At 70.6% G+C, this 19,043-nt stretch carries 18 protein-coding genes; 9 read left to right on the top strand and 9 right to left on the bottom strand.

The window, feature by feature from the left end; all coding sequences use genetic code 11:
* Positions 1-20: 20 nt before the first annotated feature.
* Complete coding sequence (locus KZ813_RS04775; RefSeq protein ID WP_219753794.1) at positions 21-1,232, bottom strand: SAM-dependent methyltransferase; 1,212 nt, start codon at positions 1,230-1,232, stop codon at positions 21-23.
* Between the two features lie 10 nt (positions 1,233-1,242).
* A complete protein-coding gene (locus KZ813_RS04770) occupies positions 1,243-2,583 on the bottom strand; it encodes a cryptochrome/photolyase family protein (protein WP_219753868.1) in 1,341 nt (446 codons plus the stop codon).
* Positions 2,584-2,862: 279 nt separating this feature from the next.
* Here KZ813_RS04770 and hisI point away from each other — a divergent pair, with 279 nt between their 5' ends.
* The 4 genes from hisI (at position 2,863) to KZ813_RS04750 (ending at position 6,094) form a co-directional block, all read left to right on the top strand.
* Entirely contained in the window at positions 2,863-3,243 is a 381-nt protein-coding gene (hisI, locus tag KZ813_RS04765; protein ID WP_219753793.1) for a phosphoribosyl-AMP cyclohydrolase, read from the top strand.
* The gene (locus tag KZ813_RS04760; RefSeq protein WP_308461787.1) at positions 3,240-3,740 is read left to right on the top strand and encodes a hypothetical protein; all 501 of its coding nucleotides are present in this window, start codon (positions 3,240-3,242) and stop codon (positions 3,738-3,740) included. The genes hisI and KZ813_RS04760 overlap by 4 nt, the downstream gene beginning before the upstream one ends.
* A gap of 115 nt (positions 3,741-3,855) precedes the next feature.
* Positions 3,856-4,287, top strand: a complete 432-nt coding sequence (locus KZ813_RS04755) for a MerR family transcriptional regulator (protein ID WP_219753792.1) — start codon at positions 3,856-3,858, stop codon at positions 4,285-4,287.
* A gap of 4 nt (positions 4,288-4,291) precedes the next feature.
* Positions 4,292-6,094, top strand: a complete 1,803-nt coding sequence (locus tag KZ813_RS04750; protein WP_219753791.1) for an acyl-CoA dehydrogenase C-terminal domain-containing protein — start codon at positions 4,292-4,294, stop codon at positions 6,092-6,094.
* A 239-nt stretch (positions 6,095-6,333) separates the two neighbouring features.
* Here the strand turns inward: KZ813_RS04750 and KZ813_RS04745 are convergent, their stop codons facing one another.
* Genes KZ813_RS04745 through KZ813_RS04735 form a run of 3 tightly spaced genes read right to left on the bottom strand, consistent with a single transcriptional unit; the run spans position 6,334 to position 9,975 of the window.
* Positions 6,334-7,632: a cell wall hydrolase gene (locus tag KZ813_RS04745; protein WP_308461786.1), complete on the bottom strand. Its 1,299-nt coding sequence runs from the start codon at positions 7,630-7,632 to the stop codon at positions 6,334-6,336.
* 58 nt (positions 7,633-7,690) lie between these two features.
* Positions 7,691-8,611: a cysteine synthase A gene (cysK, locus tag KZ813_RS04740; protein ID WP_219753790.1), complete on the bottom strand. Its 921-nt coding sequence runs from the start codon at positions 8,609-8,611 to the stop codon at positions 7,691-7,693.
* Positions 8,608-9,975, bottom strand: a complete 1,368-nt coding sequence (locus tag KZ813_RS04735; RefSeq protein WP_219753789.1) for an MFS transporter — start codon at positions 9,973-9,975, stop codon at positions 8,608-8,610. Before KZ813_RS04735 ends, cysK begins: the two co-directional genes overlap by 4 nt.
* Before the next feature lie 114 nt (positions 9,976-10,089).
* Here KZ813_RS04735 and pdhA point away from each other — a divergent pair, with 114 nt between their 5' ends.
* Both pdhA and KZ813_RS04725 read left to right on the top strand, forming a co-directional pair.
* Positions 10,090-11,160, top strand: coding sequence for a pyruvate dehydrogenase (acetyl-transferring) E1 component subunit alpha (pdhA, locus tag KZ813_RS04730; RefSeq protein ID WP_219753788.1), 1,071 nt, complete (start codon positions 10,090-10,092; stop codon positions 11,158-11,160).
* 1 nt (position 11,161) lies between these two features.
* On the top strand, positions 11,162-12,601 hold the full coding sequence (locus KZ813_RS04725; protein WP_219753787.1) for a pyruvate dehydrogenase complex E1 component subunit beta: 1,440 nt from the start codon (positions 11,162-11,164) through the stop codon (positions 12,599-12,601).
* A gap of 111 nt (positions 12,602-12,712) precedes the next feature.
* On the opposite strand, the gene KZ813_RS04720 is transcribed toward KZ813_RS04725, so the two are convergent.
* Genes KZ813_RS04720 through KZ813_RS04710 form a run of 3 tightly spaced genes read right to left on the bottom strand, consistent with a single transcriptional unit; the run spans position 12,713 to position 15,854 of the window.
* On the bottom strand, positions 12,713-13,366 hold the full coding sequence (locus KZ813_RS04720; protein ID WP_308461785.1) for a TadE/TadG family type IV pilus assembly protein: 654 nt from the start codon (positions 13,364-13,366) through the stop codon (positions 12,713-12,715).
* Complete coding sequence (locus KZ813_RS04715; protein ID WP_219753785.1) at positions 13,363-13,941, bottom strand: TadE/TadG family type IV pilus assembly protein; 579 nt, start codon at positions 13,939-13,941, stop codon at positions 13,363-13,365. The genes KZ813_RS04720 and KZ813_RS04715 overlap by 4 nt, the downstream gene beginning before the upstream one ends.
* Complete coding sequence (locus KZ813_RS04710) at positions 13,938-15,854, bottom strand: pilus assembly protein TadG-related protein (RefSeq protein WP_373369247.1); 1,917 nt, start codon at positions 15,852-15,854, stop codon at positions 13,938-13,940. Before KZ813_RS04710 ends, KZ813_RS04715 begins: the two co-directional genes overlap by 4 nt.
* A gap of 52 nt (positions 15,855-15,906) precedes the next feature.
* Between KZ813_RS04710 and KZ813_RS04705 the strand changes: the two genes are divergently transcribed.
* Both KZ813_RS04705 and KZ813_RS04700 read left to right on the top strand, forming a co-directional pair.
* Positions 15,907-16,587, top strand: a complete 681-nt coding sequence (locus tag KZ813_RS04705) for a squalene/phytoene synthase family protein (RefSeq protein WP_308461784.1) — start codon at positions 15,907-15,909, stop codon at positions 16,585-16,587.
* Positions 16,588-16,653: 66 nt separating this feature from the next.
* Entirely contained in the window at positions 16,654-17,112 is a 459-nt protein-coding gene (locus KZ813_RS04700; protein WP_219753783.1) for an EF-hand domain-containing protein, read from the top strand.
* Between the two features lie 73 nt (positions 17,113-17,185).
* Here KZ813_RS04700 and trmFO read toward each other — a convergent pair whose 3' ends face one another.
* Positions 17,186-18,496 (bottom strand): methylenetetrahydrofolate--tRNA-(uracil(54)-C(5))-methyltransferase (FADH(2)-oxidizing) TrmFO, encoded by a 1,311-nt coding sequence (trmFO, locus tag KZ813_RS04695; RefSeq protein ID WP_219753782.1) that lies wholly within the window; start codon positions 18,494-18,496, stop codon positions 17,186-17,188.
* Positions 18,497-18,555: 59 nt separating this feature from the next.
* Here trmFO and KZ813_RS04690 point away from each other — a divergent pair, with 59 nt between their 5' ends.
* Positions 18,556-18,987, top strand: a complete 432-nt coding sequence (locus KZ813_RS04690) for a DUF488 domain-containing protein (RefSeq protein WP_219753781.1) — start codon at positions 18,556-18,558, stop codon at positions 18,985-18,987.
* The last annotated feature ends 56 nt before the right edge of the window (positions 18,988-19,043 follow it).

Genomic DNA, 19,043 nt, shown 5'->3' with positions numbered 1-19,043 from the left:
GACTCGACCTCGCCGACCCGTTACCCTTTGACCAGCGTCACCTGCAGCACGTCGATACCGCCGCCGCGGAAGCCGCCCTCGCAGTACATCAGGTAATAGCGCCACAGCCGCTGGAAGCGCGCGTCGAACCGCGCCGGCAGCCTGCCCTCGGCGGCGGCGCGGTCGAAGCGGCGGCGCCACTCCAGCAGCGTCTCGGCGTAATCCGGGCCGAAGCGCTCCTCGTCCTGCCACGCCAGTCCGTGCGCCGCGGCGATCGCGCGGAAGCGGCTCGCCGACACCAGCGACCCGCCCGGGAAGATGTAGCGCTGGATGAAATCCACGCCGCCGGCATAGGCGTCCCACACGTCGTCGGCGATCGCGATCAGCTGGATCGCGGCGCGGCCGCCCGGCCGCAGCACGCGCGCCAGCGTCGCGCAATAGGCCGGCCAATAATCCGGCCCCACCGCCTCCACCATCTCGATCGACGCGACGCCGTCAAACGTCCCGGTGACGTCGCGATAGTCGCACAGCGCCACGCTCACGTTCGGCAGGCCGCGTGCGGCGACATGGTCGCGCTGCTCGGTCGAGAGCGTCAGCGCGTGGACGCCGACCCCCGCGGCCGCCGCGGTCGCCGCGAACGACCCCCAGCCGCAGCCGATCTCGAGCACGCGCTGCCCCGCGGTGGCGCCGGTGCGCGCCAGGATCGCGCCCAGCTTGCGCCGCTGCGCGTCGGCGAGCGGCTCACCCGGCGCGGCGTAGCGCGCGCTCGAATAGGTCAGCGTCTCGTCGAGCCACTCGCGGTAGAAATCGTTGCCGAGGTCGTAGTGCGCCGCGACGTTGCGGCGCGCGCCGCCGCGGTCGTTGCGACGCAGCCGGTGGAACAGCCGCGCGGCCCATCTCGCCCCGCGCTTGGCGCGCGCGACGTCGCCCAGCGCGGCGCGGTTGCGCACGAACAGGTCGAACACGGGCACGGGATCGGGGCTGGTCCAGTCGCCCGCCGCCCAACCCTCGTACCAGCCGATCGAGCCCGCGCTGACCAGCCGCCACAGCGCGCGCCAGCGCACCACGCGCACCGCCGCGAACGGCCCCGAGTCATGCCCGCCGAGCAGCCGGCGCGTGCCGTCGGGCAGCTCGGCCTCGATCGCGCCCGACATCAGGCCGCGGTCGACCCGGTCGAGGATCCGGTGGAACAACGGGGCCACGATCCGGCTGCCGAGATCGGCCGGGGGAGGATGGGAGGTCGCGGCGTCCATGCCGCGGCGCCTATCGCACCTTTTTCCCGGCCGCCAGCGCGCGTTCGCGTGCCTCGCGATGCCCGATCAGCATGGCGGGATAAGCGGCGGGCCGACAGCCCGCCGCCTCGGGATCGTGGATCGCGGCGTCGGGCAGATGCTCCAGCTCGGGCACCCAGCGGCGGATATAGTCGCCCGCGCCGAACTTCTCGGACTGGCCGATCGGCGCCATGATCCGGCCGAACATGTTGGCGTCCACCCCGGTGCCCGCGACCCACTGCCAGTTGACCGAGTTGTTGCCGTAATCGGCGTCGACCAGGCAGTCCCAGAACCAGCGCTCGCCCTCGCGCCAGTCGATCAGCAGGTGTTTGGTCAGGAAAGAGGCGGTGATCATCCGTACGCGATTGTGCATCCAGCCGGTCTGCCACAGCTGACGCATTCCGGCGTCGACGATGGGATAGCCGGTGCGCCCGCGCTGCCACGCGCGCAGGTCGCTCTGCGCCGCCGTGCCGCTGCGCCACGGTAGCCTGTCGTAGCGGTCGCGACCGTTGGCGTCGGCATAGTCGGGCAGGGCGAGCACGACGCCGTCGGTGAAGTCGCGCCACGCCAGTTCCTTGCGGAAGGTGACGTCGCCCGCCCCGGTGGCGTGCCAGACGGTGCGCGGCGACACCTCGCCGAAGTGGAGGTGCGGCGAGAGCCGCGACGTGCCCTCCTCGCTCGGCAGGTTGCGGCGCTCGTCATAGCCGTCGAGCGCGAGGTGCTTGACCTTGGCGAGTGCCTCGGTCTCGCCCGGCGTCCAGTCGAACCCGCCCGACCAGTCGGGCGCGCTGGGCAACAGCTTCCAGTCGGCGAGCGAGTCGCTCCCGGGCCAACGGTCGGGTGCGGGAATGGTGCGCGGCACGGCGAGCGGCTGCTGGGGGGGCAGGTGCGGCTGCAGCCCTTTCCAGAAGGACGAGTAGATGCGGTAGGGCGCGCCGCCGCCGGTGGTGACGTCCTCGATCCGTGCCAGATGGTTGCCGTCATAGTGGCAGAGCCGGTCGCCCAGCGCCGTCTCGGCGTCGCGCCACCAGGGTTCATAGTGGCGGATGGCATGGACCCGCTCGGCGCCGGTCTCCTCGAGCAGCGCGGTAAGCACCTCGGCCGCCCGGCCGCGGCGCAGGATCAGGCGGCTGTGCTTCTTCTCGAGCGCCTTACCCAGCGCGGCGAGGCTGTGATGAAGCCACCAGCGCTGCGCCTCGCCGATCTTCCACGCGCCGGGCGACTCGTCGTCGAGCACGTAGACCGGGATCACCGCGCCGCTATGCGCGGCGGCCACCAGCGCGGGCTGGTCATGGAGGCGGAGGTCCTGGCGCAGCCACAGCAGGTCGGTCATCGCGAGGGTACGTTCCAGCACGGAGGCTGGTTCCTGGCCCAGCTTCAACCGGCGTGATCGGCGGCCCTGTCCACCGTGCGCGCCGGGGCCCGGTCGCGACGGCGTGAGTGGCTCGCGCGCCCGGCTCGACCCGGCGCCTCGCGGCACGAGCCCGCCGCCTGGTCCGCGGGAGCTTGCCAGCTGTGCTCCGGCCCTGGCCGGCGCGCGGTCAGCGACAGGCCGCGTCCACGACCCATATCGCGGCTTCAAACCGGCCGCGACACGCTCTACCTCGGCGACATGACCGACACGCGCGAGACCGGCACCGACTTCCTCCCCAAGTTCGACTCGGCCGGGCTGGTCACCGCGGTGGTGACCGACCGTACCACCGGCGAGCTGCTGATGGTGGCGCATATGGACGCGGCGGCGATCGCCGCCACGCGCGCGACAGGCGAGGCGACCTTCTTCTCGCGCAGCCGCGGGCGGTTGTGGAAGAAGGGGGAGACCTCGGGCAACGTGCTGCGCGTCGCCGAGCTCCGCGTCGACTGCGACCAGGACTCGCTGTGGCTGATCGTCGACCCCGCGGGCCCCGCCTGCCACACCGGCGCGCGCAGCTGCTTCTACCGTCGGGTCGCACCCGGCGTGGGGCCGGGGGAGGGCGCGCTGAGCCCGGTGGCGTGACGGGGCGTGCGCTCGCGCTCGCGGCGCTGCTGCTCGCCGGCTGCGATCGTGCGACACCGACCCCGCCGGCCGGCCCAGCCGCCGGCGCCGCGCTGGAGCGCTCGGCGGGCGCGGCGGGGCTGATCGCGGCGCCGGCGCGCGAGCGGCCGGTCGGCGTGTTCGCCGCGGAGACCGCGCGGCTCTGCCTCGTCCCGGGGGACAGCGTTCTCCGCACGGGCACGAGCGTCGACTATGGCGCGGGCCAGCGCTGCGTCGCGCGCGGGTCGGCGCGCCCCGGCTCGACCCTCGAGGTCGACTGGGGCGGGGGCTGCACCGTCGCACTGCGCTACGACCATGACGCGCTGATCGTCCCTGCGACGCTGCCGGCCGCCTGCGACTCGCGCTGCACCGGCCGCGCCTCGCTCGCGGGGCTTCGTCTCGAGCGATTGAGCGACTCGGTCGCCGAGGCGAGCCGCACGCGCGGCGCCGATGGACGGCTGCTGTGCGGCGACGGGTAGATCCACCTCGTCTGCCAAGCGCCCCGGACGTGCCGTCCGCGGCGCTGTCCTCTCCTCACGCGGCAGCAGGAGACGCCAGTTGACGTTCACGTAAAGGGAAGTTACCTCGCTGGTCATGAGCGACCTTCTCGACGCGTCTGCCGCTTATGCCGTCGTGCCGCCGCGCGCGGACCGCGACCATTTCACCATCACCGACCTGTCGGCCGAGTTCGGCGTGACGCCGCGCGCGCTGCGCTTCTACGAGGACGAGGGGCTGATCGCGCCGGAGCGGCGGGGGATGGTGCGGATCTACTCGCACCGCGACCGCGCCCGGCTGGCGTGGATCCTGCGGGGCAAGCGCGTGGGCTTCAGCCTCGCCGACATCCGCGAGATGATCGACCTCTACGACGTCGGTGACGGCCGGCAGAAGCAGCGCGCGGTGGCGATCGAGCGCTGCCGCGAGCGCATCGCCGCGCTCCACCAACAGAAGCACGATATCGACGCCGCGATCACCGAACTGGCCGAGTTCCTGACGGTGGTCGAGGGTGGCGCAGCCAAGGAAGACTGAGACGATGCCGCAATATGTTCCTCCGATCCGCGACACCCGCTTCGTCCTCGAGCAGGTGATCGGACTTGATCGCTACGCCAACGTCCCCGGCTTCGCCGCCGCCACGCCCGACACGGTCGAGGCGGTGCTCGAGGAGGGCGGCCGCTTCGTCGCCGAGGTGCTGTTCCCGCTCAACCAATCGGGCGATCTGGAGGGCTGCACCCGTCACCCCGACGGCAGCGTGACGACACCCAAGGGGTTCAAGGAGGCCTATACGCAGTTCGTCGAGTCGGGCTGGGGCACGCTGAGCGCGCCCGAGGCGTTCGGCGGCCAGGGCATGCCGCACGTCGTCTCCACCGCCTTCCAGGAATATATGATCTCGGCGAACATGGCGTTCGCGATGTACCCGGGCCTGGCGCACGGCGCGATCGCCGCGCTGCTGGTGAAGGGCAGCCCCGAGCAGCAGCAGAAGTATCTGCCCAAGATGGTCTCGGGCGAGTGGGGCGGCACGATGAACCTCACGGAGCCGCAATGCGGCACCGACCTCGGCCTGATCCGCACCCGCGCCGAGCCGCAGGCGGACGGCAGCTACCAGATCACGGGCACGAAGATCTTCATCTCGGCGGGCGAGCACGACCTGACCGACAATATCATCCACCTCGTGCTGGCGAAGACCCCGGGCGCCCCCGACAGCTCCAAGGGCATCTCGCTGTTCGTGGTGCCCAAGGTGCTGGTCAACGACGACGGCTCGCTGGGCGAGCGCAACGCGGTGAGCTGCGGCTCGATCGAGCACAAGATGGGCATCCACGCCAACTCGACCTGCGTGATGAACTATGACGGCGCGACCGGCTGGCTCGTCGGCGAGGAGATGAAGGGCCTCGCCGCGATGTTCATCATGATGAACGCGGCGCGGCTCGGCGTCGGGCTCCAGGGGCTCGGCGTGGCCGAGACGGCGTATCAGAACGCGGTGCAATATGCGAAGGACCGCCGCCAGGGCCGCGCGCTCAGGGGTCCGGCCGAGCCCGGCGAGAAGGCCGACACGCTCTTCGTCCACCCCGACGTGCGGCGCATGCTGATGGAGGGCAAGGCCTGGACCGAGGGGCTTCGCGCGCTCTGCCTGTGGGGCGCGCTCCAGGCCGATCTCGAGCATCACGCCACCGACGAGGCGGAGCGCCAGCTCGCCGGCGACCTGCTGGGGCTGCTCACGCCGGTGATCAAGGGCGTCGGCACCGACCGCGGCTATGAGATCGCCACCAACGCGCAGCAGGTCTATGGCGGGCACGGCTATATCGCCGAATGGGGCATGGAGCAGTACGTCCGCGATGCCCGGATCGCGATGATCTACGAGGGCACCAACGGCGTGCAGGCCATGGACCTGGTGGGGCGCAAGCTCGCACTCAACGGCGGCCGCGCGGTACAGGCGTTCGGCAAGCTGGTGATGGACGAGATCGCGGCGGGGAAGGGCGAGCCCGCCACCGCCGACCTCACCGCGCGGCTGGAGAAGGCCGCGGGCGAGCTCCAGGCGGCGACGATGTGGTTCCTGGCGAACGGGATGAAGGACCCGAACAACGTCGGCGCGGGGGCGGTGCCGTACATGCACCTCGTCGGCGTGGTCGCGGTCGGGCTGATGTGGCTGCGCATGGCGGGCGCGGCGGCGCGGCTGAAGGGGGAGGGCGCGGGCGACGCCGCCTTCCTGGAGGCCAAGCTGATCACCGCGCGCTTCTATGCCGAGCGCGTGCTGCCCGAGGCGGGCGCGCTGCGCCGCAAGATCGAGGGCGGCGCCGAGGCGATCATGGCGCTGCCGCCGGAGATGTTCGCGGCGGCGTGAGGGTGCTGAAGATCCTCCCCGCTCGCGGGGAGTGCGGGCTTTGGCTTGCCTTCAGCAAGCCAAGATGGTGTCCGGGGGACACCATCTCGCCCGCACTGGCAGCGCGTCAGCGCTGACGGCGGGGGCTCTCCGCGCGCGGGCCGGTGTGTTCGGGGCGAACCCCCTCCACCACCCGGCTGCGCCGGGCGGTCCCCCTCCCCGCGAGCGGGGAGGATCTTACGGTCTCGCACCGCTCTCCTTCAGTGGAGGGGCCGGGGCTTCGCCGCGGGAGCGGGGTTCGTGGCGGTGCCGGCATCCGGTCGGTCCGACCTCGGCAACGTGGGACGCAGTTCACCTGATGCGCCCGAAGGCAGGGAGTTTCTCACCCCCGTTCCCTCGCGTCGCCGCACCCCGTCCAGCGGCTCCGGTCCTCCCGGCAGCGCGCCCGACGGCGGCGCGAGCTGCGGGATCGCCTGTCTCCGCATGCACAGGCCCGGGCCGGTGCGCGGGAACTCCTTGCAGTTCCACAGCATCCGCTCGATCCCCGCGTCCTTGTTGCGGAGATAGCTGAACGACATCGCCGCCATCTGCTGCGGCGTCATGGTGGCGCTCCCCGGCAGCTGCGCGCGGTCGGTCCAGCCCATGAACTTGCACCGCGCGCGCTCCCCGCATGCCGCGCGCGCGGCGTCGACGAAGCGCTCGGGCGAGTCGCTCCCCAGCACCATCGCGAAGGCGTCCTCGTCGCCCGCCAACGGCGTCGCCGCCGGCGCCGGCCCGGGCGCCCCCGCGAGCAGCGGCGCCGCCGCTGCGGTCGCGGCGTCCGCCTCCGCCAGCGCGCCGCTCAGCTGATGCGCGGGCGACACCGCGGCGAGCGCGGCGATCACCGGCTCCGCGCTGGACACCGTGCGGCGGAACGCGGGGGGCGTGCCCCACCAGCCGGTCCAGCGGAAGAACAGGTGGGTGTGGACCTCGGCGATCTTGTCGAGGCTGGAGCTCCAGTACGGCACCACCCAGTCGGTGTGGTAGTGTGTCGCATAGCCGACCTTCTTCTCGACCTTGCCCGCCAGCGCCGCCTCGGCGACCTTGCGCGCGCGATCCCAGGCCGGGCCGCTCGGGTGCCGCGCCAGCGCGCCGTCGCAGGTGAAGGTGAACTGGCAGCCGGTGCTGCGCTCGGATCCCTGGAAGACGACGCCGCAGACCGTCTTGGGGAAGGCGGGATGGCGCAGCCGGTTGAGCACCACCTGTGCCACCGCGCGCTGCCCCGCGGCATCGTCGCCCGCCTCATACCAGGCCGCGGCGGCGAGGCAGTCGGTCGCGCGCGCCAGCGCCGCCGAGTCGCCGGCGAAGCGGAACGGCTGCGCCGCCGGCTTGGGGCCGCGCACGAACGGGATGCCCGCGTTATAGGCGCGCGCCTCCTCGGCGGTGAGATCCTGCAGCTCAACCGGCTCGACCTCGGGGAGCTCGGTCGGCGGCGCGACCCGCTGCGGCACGCGCACCTTGGCCGCGATCGCGCGCGGCACCGCCGGCGTGCGCTGGATCACCACCACCGGCCCCGCCACGGCGAGCAGCGCGATCCCGCCGAGGAGCGCGCCCGTCCGCGCGCTGACGCTCGCCAGCTCAGTTCTCCGGCAGGAAGTCCGGCACCGAGAGATAGCGCTCGCCGGTGTCGTAGTTGAAGCCCAGCACGCGCACGTCGTCGGGCAGGTCGGGCAGCTTCTGGAGGATCGCGGCGAGCGTCGCGCCCGAGGAGATGCCGACCAGCATGCCTTCCTCGCGCGCGGCGCGGCGCGCCATGTCCTTGGCCACCGCGGCGTCGACCTCGATCACGCCGTCCAGCGCCTGGGTGTGGAGGTTGGCGGGGATGAAGCCCGCGCCGATGCCCTGGATCGGGTGCGGGCCGGCCTGGCCGCCCGAGATCACCGGCGAGGCCTGGGGCTCGACCGCGAAGACCTTCAGGTTGGGCCATTCTTTCTTGAGCGTCTCGGCCACGCCGGTGATGTGGCCACCGGTGCCGACGCCGGTGATGATGACGTCGATGGGCGAGTCGCGGAAGTCGTTCAGGATCTCCTGCGAGGTGGTGCGGACGTGGACGTCGACGTTGGCGGGGTTCTCGAACTGCTGCGGCATCCAGGCGCCGGGCGTCTGCTCGACCAGCTCGAGCGCGCGCTCGATCGCGCCCTTCATCCCCTTCTCGCGCGGCGTGAGGTCGAACTGCGCGCCGTACGCGAGCATCAGCCGCCGGCGCTCGAGGCTCATGCTCTCGGGCATGACGAGGATCAGCTTGTAGCCCTTCACCGCGGCCACCATGGCGAGGCCGATCCCGGTGTTGCCGCTGGTCGGCTCGACGATCGTGCCGCCGGGCGAGAGCGCGCCCGACGCCTCGGCCGCCTCGATCATCGCCAGCGCGATGCGGTCCTTGATCGAGCCGCCGGGGTTGGAACGCTCGGACTTGATCCACACCTCCGAGCCGGGGAACAGCTTGCGGACTCGGATGTGCGGCGTGTTGCCGATCGTCTCCAGGATGGTCTGGGCCTTCATGGCTGCGCTACTCCGTGCTGGGGTTCGGTCTCTAGCATCTCGGGCGGGTCAAAGGTACGCGCCCGCTTCAGTTCCGGGAACAGCCGCGCCCAGATCAGCGTGATCGCGATCGCGCCGACCCCGCCGAACACCACCGCGCCGACCGGGCCGAGCAGCGACGCCATCAGCCCGCTCTCCGCCTCGCCGAGCTCGTTCGACGCCGAGATGGTGAGCTGCGACACCGCGCTGACGCGCCCGCGCATCGCGTCGGGCGTGTGCAGCTGGATCAGCGAGCTGCGGACATAGACCGAGACCATATCGGCGCCGCCCGCGACGATCAGCCCGACGAGGCTGAGCAGGAAGTCGGTCTGGAGCACCGGCAGCCCCGCGCCGAGCGCGACATGGGTGATCCCGAGCGCGTCGGTCAGCTGGGTGGCGACGCCGAAGGTCAGGATGCCCAGCCCGAACACCACCACCGCGGCGAGCATCTTGACGCCGACGTTGCGCTTCATCGGCCGGAACGAGAACCAGATCGCGGTGCTCGCCGCGCCGATCCCCATCCCCGCCGCCAGCACGCCCAGCCCGGAGGCGCCGACGTGGAGGATGTCGCGCGCGAAGATCGGCAGCAGCGCGGTCGCGCCCGCCAGCAGCACCGCGAACAGGTCGAGCGTGATCGCCGCCAGCACCAGCCGGTTGCGGCGGACATAGGCGAAGCCGTCGAGGATGCGCTGGAGCGGCTGGCGGTCCTTCTGCGCGGGCGGCTGGGGGACCTTGCCGATCAGGAACATCAGCCCGAGCGCGAGCAGCAGCAGCCCCGCAATCACCCCGTAAGCCACGTCGGGATGGAACGCGTAGAGCAGCCCGCCGACGCTCGGCCCCGCGATCGTGCCGAACTGCCAGGCGATCGAGGAGATCGCGATCGCGGTCGGCAGGCTCTCCTTGGGGACGAGGTTCGGCGCCAGCGCGGAATAAGCGGGTCCCGAGAAGGCACGCGCGACACCGATCAGCACCGCGGAAATGAAAAGATAGGGAAGCCCGAGCTGGCCGGACCAGGTCAGCAGGCCGAGCGTCACGGCGTTGAGCACCAGCAGCGCGGTGGTGCCGCGCACGATCCAGCGCCGGTCGACCGTGTCCGCCACCAGCCCCACGACCGGCGTCAGCAGGAACAAGGGGATGAACTGGACCAGCCCGATCATGCCGAGCAGGAAGGCGGCGTCGCGGATGTCCATCGTCTGGCGCGCGAGGCTGTAGACCTGCCAGCCGATGATGATCGCCTGCGCGCTGATCGCGATCGTCCCCGAGAAGCGCGCGAGCCAATAGGCGCGGAAATCGGCGATGCGTAACGGGTGGCGCGGCGCGGCCGGCGGGTCGATCGGGGCGTGCATCGGAGCAGCGGCCTAGACCCGCGTCGAAACCCTTGCAAGCCGGTGGGGTTTGCAGTCCGACGCGACCCGCGCCTATAGGCGCGCATCTTCCCAAGGAATGAGGTCCTGTCCATCGTGGCAAAAGCCCCAGCACGCAGCCCGGCACCGGCCGGCGACACGCCCCCCGCCGACCCGCACAAGACGAATCGCGAGCGCCCGTCGGACCCGCGTCCGTACGACGCCAGCAAGGAAGAGCTGCTCAAATTCTACGAGGACATGCTGCTAATCCGCCGCTTCGAGGAGAAGGCCGGGCAGCTCTACGGCCTGGGCCTGATCGGTGGCTTCTGCCACCTGTACATCGGCCAGGAAGCAGTCGCGGTCGGGCTCCAGTCGGCGCTGACCGAGGCCGATTCGGTGATCACCGGCTATCGCGACCACGGCCATATGCTGCTGTGCGGGATCCCGCCCAAGGACGTGATGGCGGAGCTGACCGGGCGTCAGGCCGGCATCTCCAAGGGCAAGGGCGGCTCGATGCACATGTTCAGCGTCGAGCATAAGTTCTACGGCGGCCACGGCATCGTCGGCGCGCAGGTGTCGCTCGGCGCCGGTCTCGCGTTCAAGCACAAGTACAGCGAGGACGGCGGGGTCTGCCTCGCCTATTTCGGCGACGGCGCAGCCAACCAGGGCCAGGTGTACGAGGCCTTCAACATGGCCGAGCTGTGGAAGCTGCCGATCATCTTCGTGATCGAGAACAACCAATACGCCATGGGCACCAGCGTGAACCGCGCCTCGTCCGAGGACCAGCTCTACAAGCGCGGCGAGAGCTTCCGCATCCCGGGCCTGCAGATCGACGGCATGGACGTGCTGGCGGCGCGCGGCGCGGCGGAGGAGGCGCTCGCCTGGGTGCGCGCGGGCAAGGGGCCGATCATCCTCGAGATGAAGACCTATCGCTACCGCGGCCACTCGATGTCCGATCCCGCCAAATACCGCTCGCGCGACGAGGTGCAGGCGGTCCGCGACAAGTCCGACCCGATCGAGGCGGTGAAGCGCACGTTGTCCGAGACGCACGGTGCCAAGGAAGAGGACTTCAAGGCGATCGAGCAGCGCATCCGCAAGCAGGTGAACGAGGCGGCCGACTTCGCCGAGAGCACCCCCGAGCCCGAGCCGGCCGAACTGTATACCGACGTCCTGGTGGAGAAGTATTGAGATGGCGATCGACATCAAGATGCCGGCGCTGTCCCCGACGATGGAGGAGGGCACGCTCGCCAAGTGGCTGGTCAAGGAGGGCGACTCCGTGAAGTCCGGCGACATCATGGCCGAGATCGAGACCGACAAGGCGACGATGGAGTTCGAGGCGGTCGACGAGGGCACCGTCTCCAAGATCCTGGTCGCCGAGGGTACCGACGGCGTGAAGGTCGGCACCGTGATCCTGCAGCTCGCCGGCGAGGGCGAGGAGGCCGGGGCGGGTGACCCCGCGCCCGCCGCGACCAAGGACGATTCGCCGCGCGGCGACGCCCGGGCCGACGAGCAGAAGAAGCCCGACACGGTCGAGGATTCGGCGCACCCCGCGCAGGAGAAGGTCGACACCGGTGCGCGCCAATTGTTCGAGGCGGCGGCGCACGAGTCGGAGGTGAGCGACCCCGCGGTGCCCGAGGGCACCGAGATGGTGAAGCAGACCGTCCGCGAGGCGCTGCGCGACGCGATGGCCGAGGAGATGCGCGCCGACGCGCGCGTGTTCGTGATGGGCGAGGAGGTCGCGCAATATCAGGGCGCCTATAAGGTGACCCAGGGCCTGCTCGACGAGTTCGGCGACAAGCGCGTGATCGACACGCCGATCACCGAATACGGCTTCGCCGGCGTCGGCACCGGCGCGGCGATGGGCGGACTGAAGCCGATCGTCGAGTTCATGACGTTCAACTTCGCCATGCAGGCGATCGACCACATCATCAACTCGGCCGCCAAGACCAACTACATGTCCGGCGGCCAGATGCGCTGCCCGATCGTGTTCCGCGGCCCCAACGGCGCCGCCAGCCGGGTCGGCGCGCAGCACTCGCAGAACTACGGCCCGTGGTACGCCAGCGTCCCCGGCCTGATCGTGATCGCGCCGTACGACGCGGCCGACGCCAAGGGGCTGCTCAAGGCGGCGATCCGCAGCCAGGACCCGGTGGTGTTCCTCGAGAACGAGCTGCTCTACGGCCGCTCGTTCGAGGTGCCCAAGCTGGACGACTGGGTGCTGCCGATCGGCAAGGCGCGCGTGATGCGCCAGGGCAAGGACGTGACGATCGTGAGCTACTCGATCGGCGTCGGGCTCGCGCTCGAGGCCGCCGAGAAGCTGGCGGGCGAGGGGGTCGAGGCCGAGGTGATCGACCTGCGGACGTTGCGCCCGCTCGACACCAAGACGGTGCTGAAGAGCCTCGCCAAGACCAATCGCCTGGTGGTGGTGGAAGAGGGCTGGCCGACCTGCTCGATCGCCTCGGAGATCGCCGCGGTGGTGATGGAGGAGGGTTTCGACGACCTCGACGCGCCGGTGCTGCGCGTCACCAACGAGGACGTGCCGCTGCCCTATGCCGCCAACCTCGAGAAGCTGGCGCTGATCTCCGCGGACAAGATCGTCGCCGCGGTGAAGAAGGTGACCTACCGGAAGTGAGGGCGCCGCCCCCTCTCCCCTACGGCGGGGAGAGGGGGCGATCGCTGCCGGAAGTGACGACGGCAGGAGTGGCTCTCCGGCCGGTCCGAGATGGGACGAGGACGAGCCCCCCTACAATCCGTCCACCGTCGTGCACTTGCTCTTGGCGGGGAATTGATCGACCGGCGAGGGTGCCTGGAACTGCGTGCTGCGCGCGCGATAGGTCGCGGTGCGCGTGATCGCGGTCCCGAGATCGAGCCAGCCGAACGGGCGGCGGCTGATCAGCGGCTGATAGTCGTACGTCACCTGGACGTGGAACAGGATCTCGTCGAGCGGCAGCACGCGGCTCGCCGGCAGAGTCGCCAGCGCGCTGGACTGGGCGCAGCCGAGCAGCGGCGAGGCGGCGACGTAATTGCCGTCGAACCGCTGCCACAGGAAGCGCTTCTCGATGACGCCGTCGGAGTCGTTGTCCGTCCCCTTGACGCTGCTGATCACCACGCGACCGTGGTTGCGCAGGTCGAACGGCTGGGCGGTGATGTCGATCGCGCTGAACAGGTCGTAGATCTGCTTCTCGCTCGCGCCGACCGAGCCGACCCCGCTCTGCGCCACCAGGTCGGCGGTCATCGAGGCGAGCCGCTGCGCGCGATTGTTCGCCATGACCCAGTTGGCGAACTCCAGCCCGGTCAGGACGAAGCCGAGGAACAGCGGCATCACCAGCGCGAACTCGAGCATCGCGATGCCGCGGCGCTCGCGCGCGAGCCGGCGAAGGAGGGCGGCGGCGATCACGAGGTGCGGCTCACGGCTTCGTTGCGCACCACCGTGGTGGCGGACAGGTTGATCAGTGACCCCATCGCCCATTGCGTGCCGAGGAAGCCGAACAGCACCTTCTTGGGGTAGCGCACGGTGATGCTCAGCACGTCCCCCGCGCCGCCCATCGTGCCCGTGATCGGCGTCGCGGGATCCCATTTGCCGTTCCTGTTGCGATCGGTGAAGGTCTCGCCGAGGTCGTATTTGCCGTTGCTGTTGGCGTCGGCATAGACCTCGGGGTAGGCGGTGCTGAAGTCGGCGAAGACGCGCGTGTCGATCGACATCTGCTGGCCCGCGGCGAGCGGGAAGCTGCTCATCGCCGCGGTGATGCTCTGGCGCATCACCGTGTCGCGCGCGGACTGGCTGTTGTCGACGCTGGCGGTCGCGACCCGCGCCGCCTCCACCACCGCGCCGTCGAGCACCATGCGCGCGACCAGCATGTGGCCGAGCTCGATCGTGCCGCAGACCGCGCTGAGCAGCACCGGCAGGATCAGCGCGAACTCGATCACCGTGGCGCCGCGCCGGTCGCTAAGGAGGGAGCGCGCGCGCGTCATTGCGTCAGGTGCAGGTCGACGAGCTCGGCCGCGACGTTCTGAAAGGCGGCGTTGAGCTGAGTGGCGTTGCTGGTGCGGTACACGCGGCCGGGTGCGCAATTGTTGAAGGCGGTGTCGATCGCGTTGCTGTTCGCCACCAGCGCGATGATATAGACCTGCGGCGGGTTGGCCTCTCTCTGGATATTGGCGCACGTCTTCTCGAACCGTCGCAACATCTGGGTCTCGGCGACGTTGCCGTCGTCCGAGCTCGTGATCGTCTTGTCGGACCAACGACCGTACCAGGTGAAGGTGCGGCTGAGATAACCGTTCTGATTCTCGCCGATCTCGTTCAAGCCGTCGGTCATGAAGACGATCGCACGACGAGGCTGTTCGTTCGTGATCCCGCTCGGACGCGGCCGCGTGAAGACGTCGTCGCGCACCAAGAGCCTGTAGGCCCAGAGAAGGCCGGTGTGGTGGATCGTACCATTGGCCGGATAGATCGCGGCGTTCGAGTCGCGGATATAGTTAGTGTAATCGCTCTTCTGTCGATTGTAGAGCGGCAGCATGGCTTCTTCCGGGCATTGCCAGTTAGGGTTCCTACCCGGAGTCGTGTTCTTCGAGCCGTCGTTGTTGATACCGCCATTCGGATTGACGCGCGCACTACCGGGCGTCGCGGCCCAGTGAGCGGTGGAGTAATAGTTCGGGATGTTCTTCCAATCGATGTACCATGTGGTCGACGTTCGATCGCCTGACGAGGGATTGTAATAGCCGCCTTTTGGATCCTTGAGACGGACCACGTCGTCGCTGTTGTTGGCGGCGCCATCGTTCAGTCCGATATAATAATCATACAGCCACGAGCGGTACGCTGCACTATTTGCCAGGTAATCGCCGCCACTGTCGCCGAACGATGTCGTGTCCAGACGGTACAGGTTGTTGCTAGCTTCGCCGCCGTTGATATTATAATAGTCGCCGGCCTTGTTGGCCTTGGCCGCGGCGTCGGCGTTGCCGGCGGCAAGCTTGGGCACGTAGATCGGCGGCACGAAATAGGGCATCACCGCGGGGTTGCCGCCCTCGCCGGGGAGCGTGCGGGTGACATCCCACGCGTTTGGCTCCGAGACGGTACGGTCGCTGCTGAGGTCCCGCACCGTCGCGTCGTTCATGACGCAGCCCTTCCAGTAATAAGGGTTGGCTGGCCACGTGCCATAGGCGCTCGCCTCGACGCTGGTGTTGAAGCCCGGCACCTGCGCCACCGCGTTGGAGCGGCGCGCGAGCAGCAGGTTGCCGACGTTCACGGTGATGTCATAGGGTACGAACCCGAGCGCCAGATCCTTGCGCTGCGTGCCACCCTGGAAGAGGATATCGACGAAGCTGTTCGCCGCCTCCTTCAGCGCGGTGATGCGCGTCTTGCCGTTCGACAGATAGTCTTTCATCGACCCGGTGTTGTCGAGCACCACCATCACCTCGAGCGTGCGCGGCTGCAGCTCGGCCTTGGCGGTCGCGCGCATCGTCACGTCGCGGAAGCCGAACAGCCGCATGAACGACATGTCGAGCGTCGCCGCGGCGTTGACGGTGGTGACGTTGACGCCGTTGACCACCGCGAAGGTCGGCGTGACGGTCACGTTGGTGGTCCCCATGTAGGAGGGCGAGCGCGGGAAATTGCCGTCGAAGTAGGAGTCGACCTGCTTGGTGCGGCTGTTGGCGCTGGTGTCGGTGACGCCGAAGGCGCGCGCGCCCGCCAGCGCGGCGGCGTCGACGCCGGCTTGCAGCTGCGACTTGACGATGTACATGCGCCCGGCGTCGATCGCGCTGCCGAGCGAGCCGATGCCGACGACGAGCCCCGCGGCCATGATCCCGATGGTCGAGCCGCGCCGGTCGCGCGGCAGCGACGCGAGGCGGGAGCGGAGTGAGGGGAACAAGCGGGATCGGCTGCGCATCTGGTACCTTCCGGGCCGCGCCGGGCGCGAACGTGGTGGAGCAGGCGTTAGCGTGATCGAGGTTGATAATTCGCCAACGTCGCCAGGCGCGGCGACCGAGCGCGCGCTGGTGCTCAGCTACGCGCCCGCCGGTTCGCGCGATGGCCTGGCGGCGCTGCTCGCGCTGGACGAGCGGCTGGGCGCGATCCTGCGTACCACGCGCGAGCCGCTGGTGGGGCAGATGCGGCTGACCTGGTGGTATGAGGCCTTGGACGCGCTCGACCGCGCGCCGGCGCCGGCCGAGCCGGTGCTCGCGGCGCTGAGTGCGACCGTCGTCGGCCGCGTGGCAGGTGCCGCGCTGGCGCGGCAGGTGGAGGGTTGGGAGGCGTTGCTGGAGGCGCCGCTGACCATCGCGGCGCTGGGCGCGCACGCGACCGCGAGAGGCGGGTCACTGTTCGGTGCGGCAGCGACGCTGTCGGGCATCCCGGCGGACGAGACGATCGTCAGCGCCGGGGAAGGCTGGGCGCTCGCCGACCTCACGCGGCATCTCAGCGACCCCGCGCTGGCGTCGGCGGCGCGCGACGCCGCACTGTCGCGATTGGCCGCCGCGCTCGACCGGCGCTGGCCCACGCCCGCGCGCGCGCTGGGGGCGCTGGCATGGCTGGCGCGACTCGATCTCACCCGGCCGACTCGGCCGGCGGGCCACCCGGCCCGCGCGGTGCGGCTGCTTTGGCACCGCCTTTCCGGGCGCTAGCGGCGCGCGCTTGCGCCCGGTCGGCGGTGCCCGATAGCCTCGGCGCGAGTGGTGGGGAGAAGACGCATGTGGCGATATCTGGCGGGCGGCGTGGCCGCGCTGCTGCTGCTGGCGGGCGGCTGGCTGATGATCAGCGGGCAGGCACGTACGGGCGCGCCGAGCAGCGCGGCGCCGGCTCGTCCGAGCGACACCGCGGCGCCGGCGACGCCCGCGCCCGACCTGCCCGAGGCGAGCGACGCCACGCGCGCGCGCCGGCGCTTCGAGCGGTTCGACCGCGACCGCGACGGCAAGGTCACCCGCGAGGAATTCCTCGAGCCGCGCCGCAAGGCCTTCGCCAAGCTGGATCGCGACGGTGACGGCAAGCTCAGCTTCGATGAGTGGGCGGCGCGCACGGTCGACCGGTTCGGAGCGGCCGATCGCGACGGTTCGGGCGCGCTCGACGCCGAGGAGTTCGCCGCGACCGCGCCCAAGCACAAGCCCCGCCGCACGACTCCCTGCTCCGACCAGTCGCACGCCGACGAGTAGGCGCCGGGGCCGCGTCGGATCACGGCCCGTCGCGACCCCGCGGGGATCAGCCGGGCGAGCGCCCCGGGGTGGCTCAGGCCGCCATCCACGCCGCCAGCGCGGCGCGCGCGCGGTCGGTGTAGAGCTTCTTGCGCTCCGCCTTCCTGGTGCGACCGGGGATGGGCGGGAACAGGCCGAAGTTGACGTTCATCGGCTGGTAGCTCTCCGCCTCCGCGCCGCCCGTGATATGGCCGAGCAGCGCGCCCAGCGCGGTCTCGACCGGCGGGGGGGCCGGCGTCTCGCCGCGCAGCTCGGCGGCGGCGAAGCGCCCCGCGAGCAGCCCGATCGCGGCGCTCTCGACATAGCCCTCGCAGCCGGTGATCTGGCCCGCGAAGCGAAGGTGGGGGCGCGAGCGCAGCCGCAGCACCGGGTCGAGCAGCTCGGGCGAGCGGATGAAGGTGTTGCGGTGCAGCCCGCCCAGTCGCGCGAACTCGGCGTTCTCCAGCCCCGGGATGGTGCGGAACAGCCGGACCTGCTCGGCGTGCTTCAGCTTGGTCTGGAAGCCGACGATGTTCCACAGCGTCCCATGCGCATTGTCCTGGCGCAGCTGCACCGCCGCATAGGGCCAGCGACCGGTGCGCGGCTCGTCGAGCCCGACGCCCTTCATCGGCCCGAAGCGCAGCGTCTCGGGCCCGCGCTCGGCCATCACCTCGATCGGCATGCAGCCCTCGAAATAGGGCACGTTCTCCCACTCGCGATACTCGGTCTTCTCGCCGGCCAGGAGGCCTTCGACGAACGCGTGATACTGGTCCTTGTCGAGCGGGCAGTTGATGTAATCGGTGCCATCACCCTTGTTCCAGCGGCTCTGGAACCAGGCGGTGTCGAGGTCGATCGAGTCGCGGTGGACGATCGGCGCGATCGCGTCGAAGAAGGCGAGCGCGTCGCGCCCGGTCTCGCCCGCGATCCGCTCGGAGAGCGCCGGCGCGGTGAGCGGGCCGGTCGCGACGATCGCGGGCGTCTCGGGCAGCGCGTCGACCCGCTCGCGCACGATCGTCACCCTGGGATGCGCCGCCAGCGCGGCGGTGACGCCGGCGGAGAAGCCGTCGCGGTCCATCGCCAGCGCCGACCCCGCGGGGACGCGGTGGCGGTCGCCCTCGCGCAGGATCAGCGAGCCGAGCGCGCGCATCTCCTGGTGGAGCAGCCCGACCGCGTTGTTCTCGGCATCGTCGGAGCGGAAGCTGTTCGAGCAGACCAGCTCGGCGAGCTGGTCGCCGTGGTGTGCCGGGGTGGTGTCGCCGCCGCCGCGCATCTCGGAGAGGCGGACGCGCCACCCGGCCTCGGCCAGCTGCCACGCCGCCTCCGACCCGGCAAGTCCCCCGCCGATCACGTGAATGTCATGTTCCATCGGGGGCGCGATAGCGGCTCGCGCTTGCCTTGTCAGGTGCGCGCGGCCAGCGTGGCGCGATGACGATCTACACCATCGGCTATGAGGGAACGACGGTCGACGCCTTCCTGGCGGCGCTCACCGCGGCGGGGGTCGAGCGCGTGATCGACGTGCGCGCGCTGCCGCTGTCGCGGCGGCCGGGTTTCTCCAAGTCGTCGCTCGCCGCGGCGTTGAAGGAGGTCGGCATCGACTACGTTCATCTGAAGCCGCTCGGCACGCCCAAGCCGGGGCGGGACGCCGCCAAGAAGGGCGACGTGGCGACACTCACCGCGGTCTACGCGGCGCAGCTCGCGCTGCCCGAGGCGCAGGTGGCGGCGGCGCAGATGCTCGAGCTGGCGGACGAGCGCCCGAGCGCTCTGCTGTGCTTCGAGCGCGACCCCTGCCACTGCCACCGTACGTTGCTGCTCGGCGCGGTGGGTGAGGGGCGCGAGGTGGTCGACCTTTACGCCTGAGGGTGCTCCTGCGGACGCAGGAGCCCAGGCTCCGTCGGCGCGGCGCCGGTGGCTCC

Source organism: Sphingomonas folli (assembly GCF_019429525.1).
Classification (GTDB): domain Bacteria; phylum Pseudomonadota; class Alphaproteobacteria; order Sphingomonadales; family Sphingomonadaceae; genus Sphingomonas; species Sphingomonas folii.
The sequence above is the reverse complement of the archived record's forward strand: the minus strand, read 5'-3'. Positions and strand labels throughout refer to the sequence as shown.

Bases quoted from the DNA above. Each gene is read 5' to 3' on its own strand.
- KZ813_RS04775 (WP_219753794.1), bottom strand. From the start codon at position 1,232: ATGGACGCCGCGACCTCCCATCCTCCCCCGGCCGATCTCGGCAGCCGG.
- KZ813_RS04770 (WP_219753868.1), bottom strand. From the start codon at position 2,583: ATGACCGACCTGCTGTGGCTGCGCCAGGACCTCCGCCTCCATGACCAG.
- hisI (WP_219753793.1), top strand. From the start codon at position 2,863: ATGACCGACACGCGCGAGACCGGCACCGACTTCCTCCCCAAGTTCGAC.
- KZ813_RS04755 (WP_219753792.1), top strand. From the start codon at position 3,856: ATGAGCGACCTTCTCGACGCGTCTGCCGCTTATGCCGTCGTGCCGCCG.
- KZ813_RS04750 (WP_219753791.1), top strand. From the start codon at position 4,292: ATGCCGCAATATGTTCCTCCGATCCGCGACACCCGCTTCGTCCTCGAG.
- cysK (WP_219753790.1), bottom strand. From the start codon at position 8,611: ATGAAGGCCCAGACCATCCTGGAGACGATCGGCAACACGCCGCACATC.
- KZ813_RS04735 (WP_219753789.1), bottom strand. From the start codon at position 9,975: ATGCACGCCCCGATCGACCCGCCGGCCGCGCCGCGCCACCCGTTACGC.
- KZ813_RS04725 (WP_219753787.1), top strand. From the start codon at position 11,162: ATGGCGATCGACATCAAGATGCCGGCGCTGTCCCCGACGATGGAGGAG.
- KZ813_RS04715 (WP_219753785.1), bottom strand. From the start codon at position 13,941: ATGACGCGCGCGCGCTCCCTCCTTAGCGACCGGCGCGGCGCCACGGTG.
- KZ813_RS04710 (WP_373369247.1), bottom strand. From the start codon at position 15,854: ATGCGCAGCCGATCCCGCTTGTTCCCCTCACTCCGCTCCCGCCTCGCG.
- KZ813_RS04700 (WP_219753783.1), top strand. From the start codon at position 16,654: ATGTGGCGATATCTGGCGGGCGGCGTGGCCGCGCTGCTGCTGCTGGCG.
- trmFO (WP_219753782.1), bottom strand. From the start codon at position 18,496: ATGGAACATGACATTCACGTGATCGGCGGGGGACTTGCCGGGTCGGAG.
- KZ813_RS04690 (WP_219753781.1), top strand. From the start codon at position 18,556: ATGACGATCTACACCATCGGCTATGAGGGAACGACGGTCGACGCCTTC.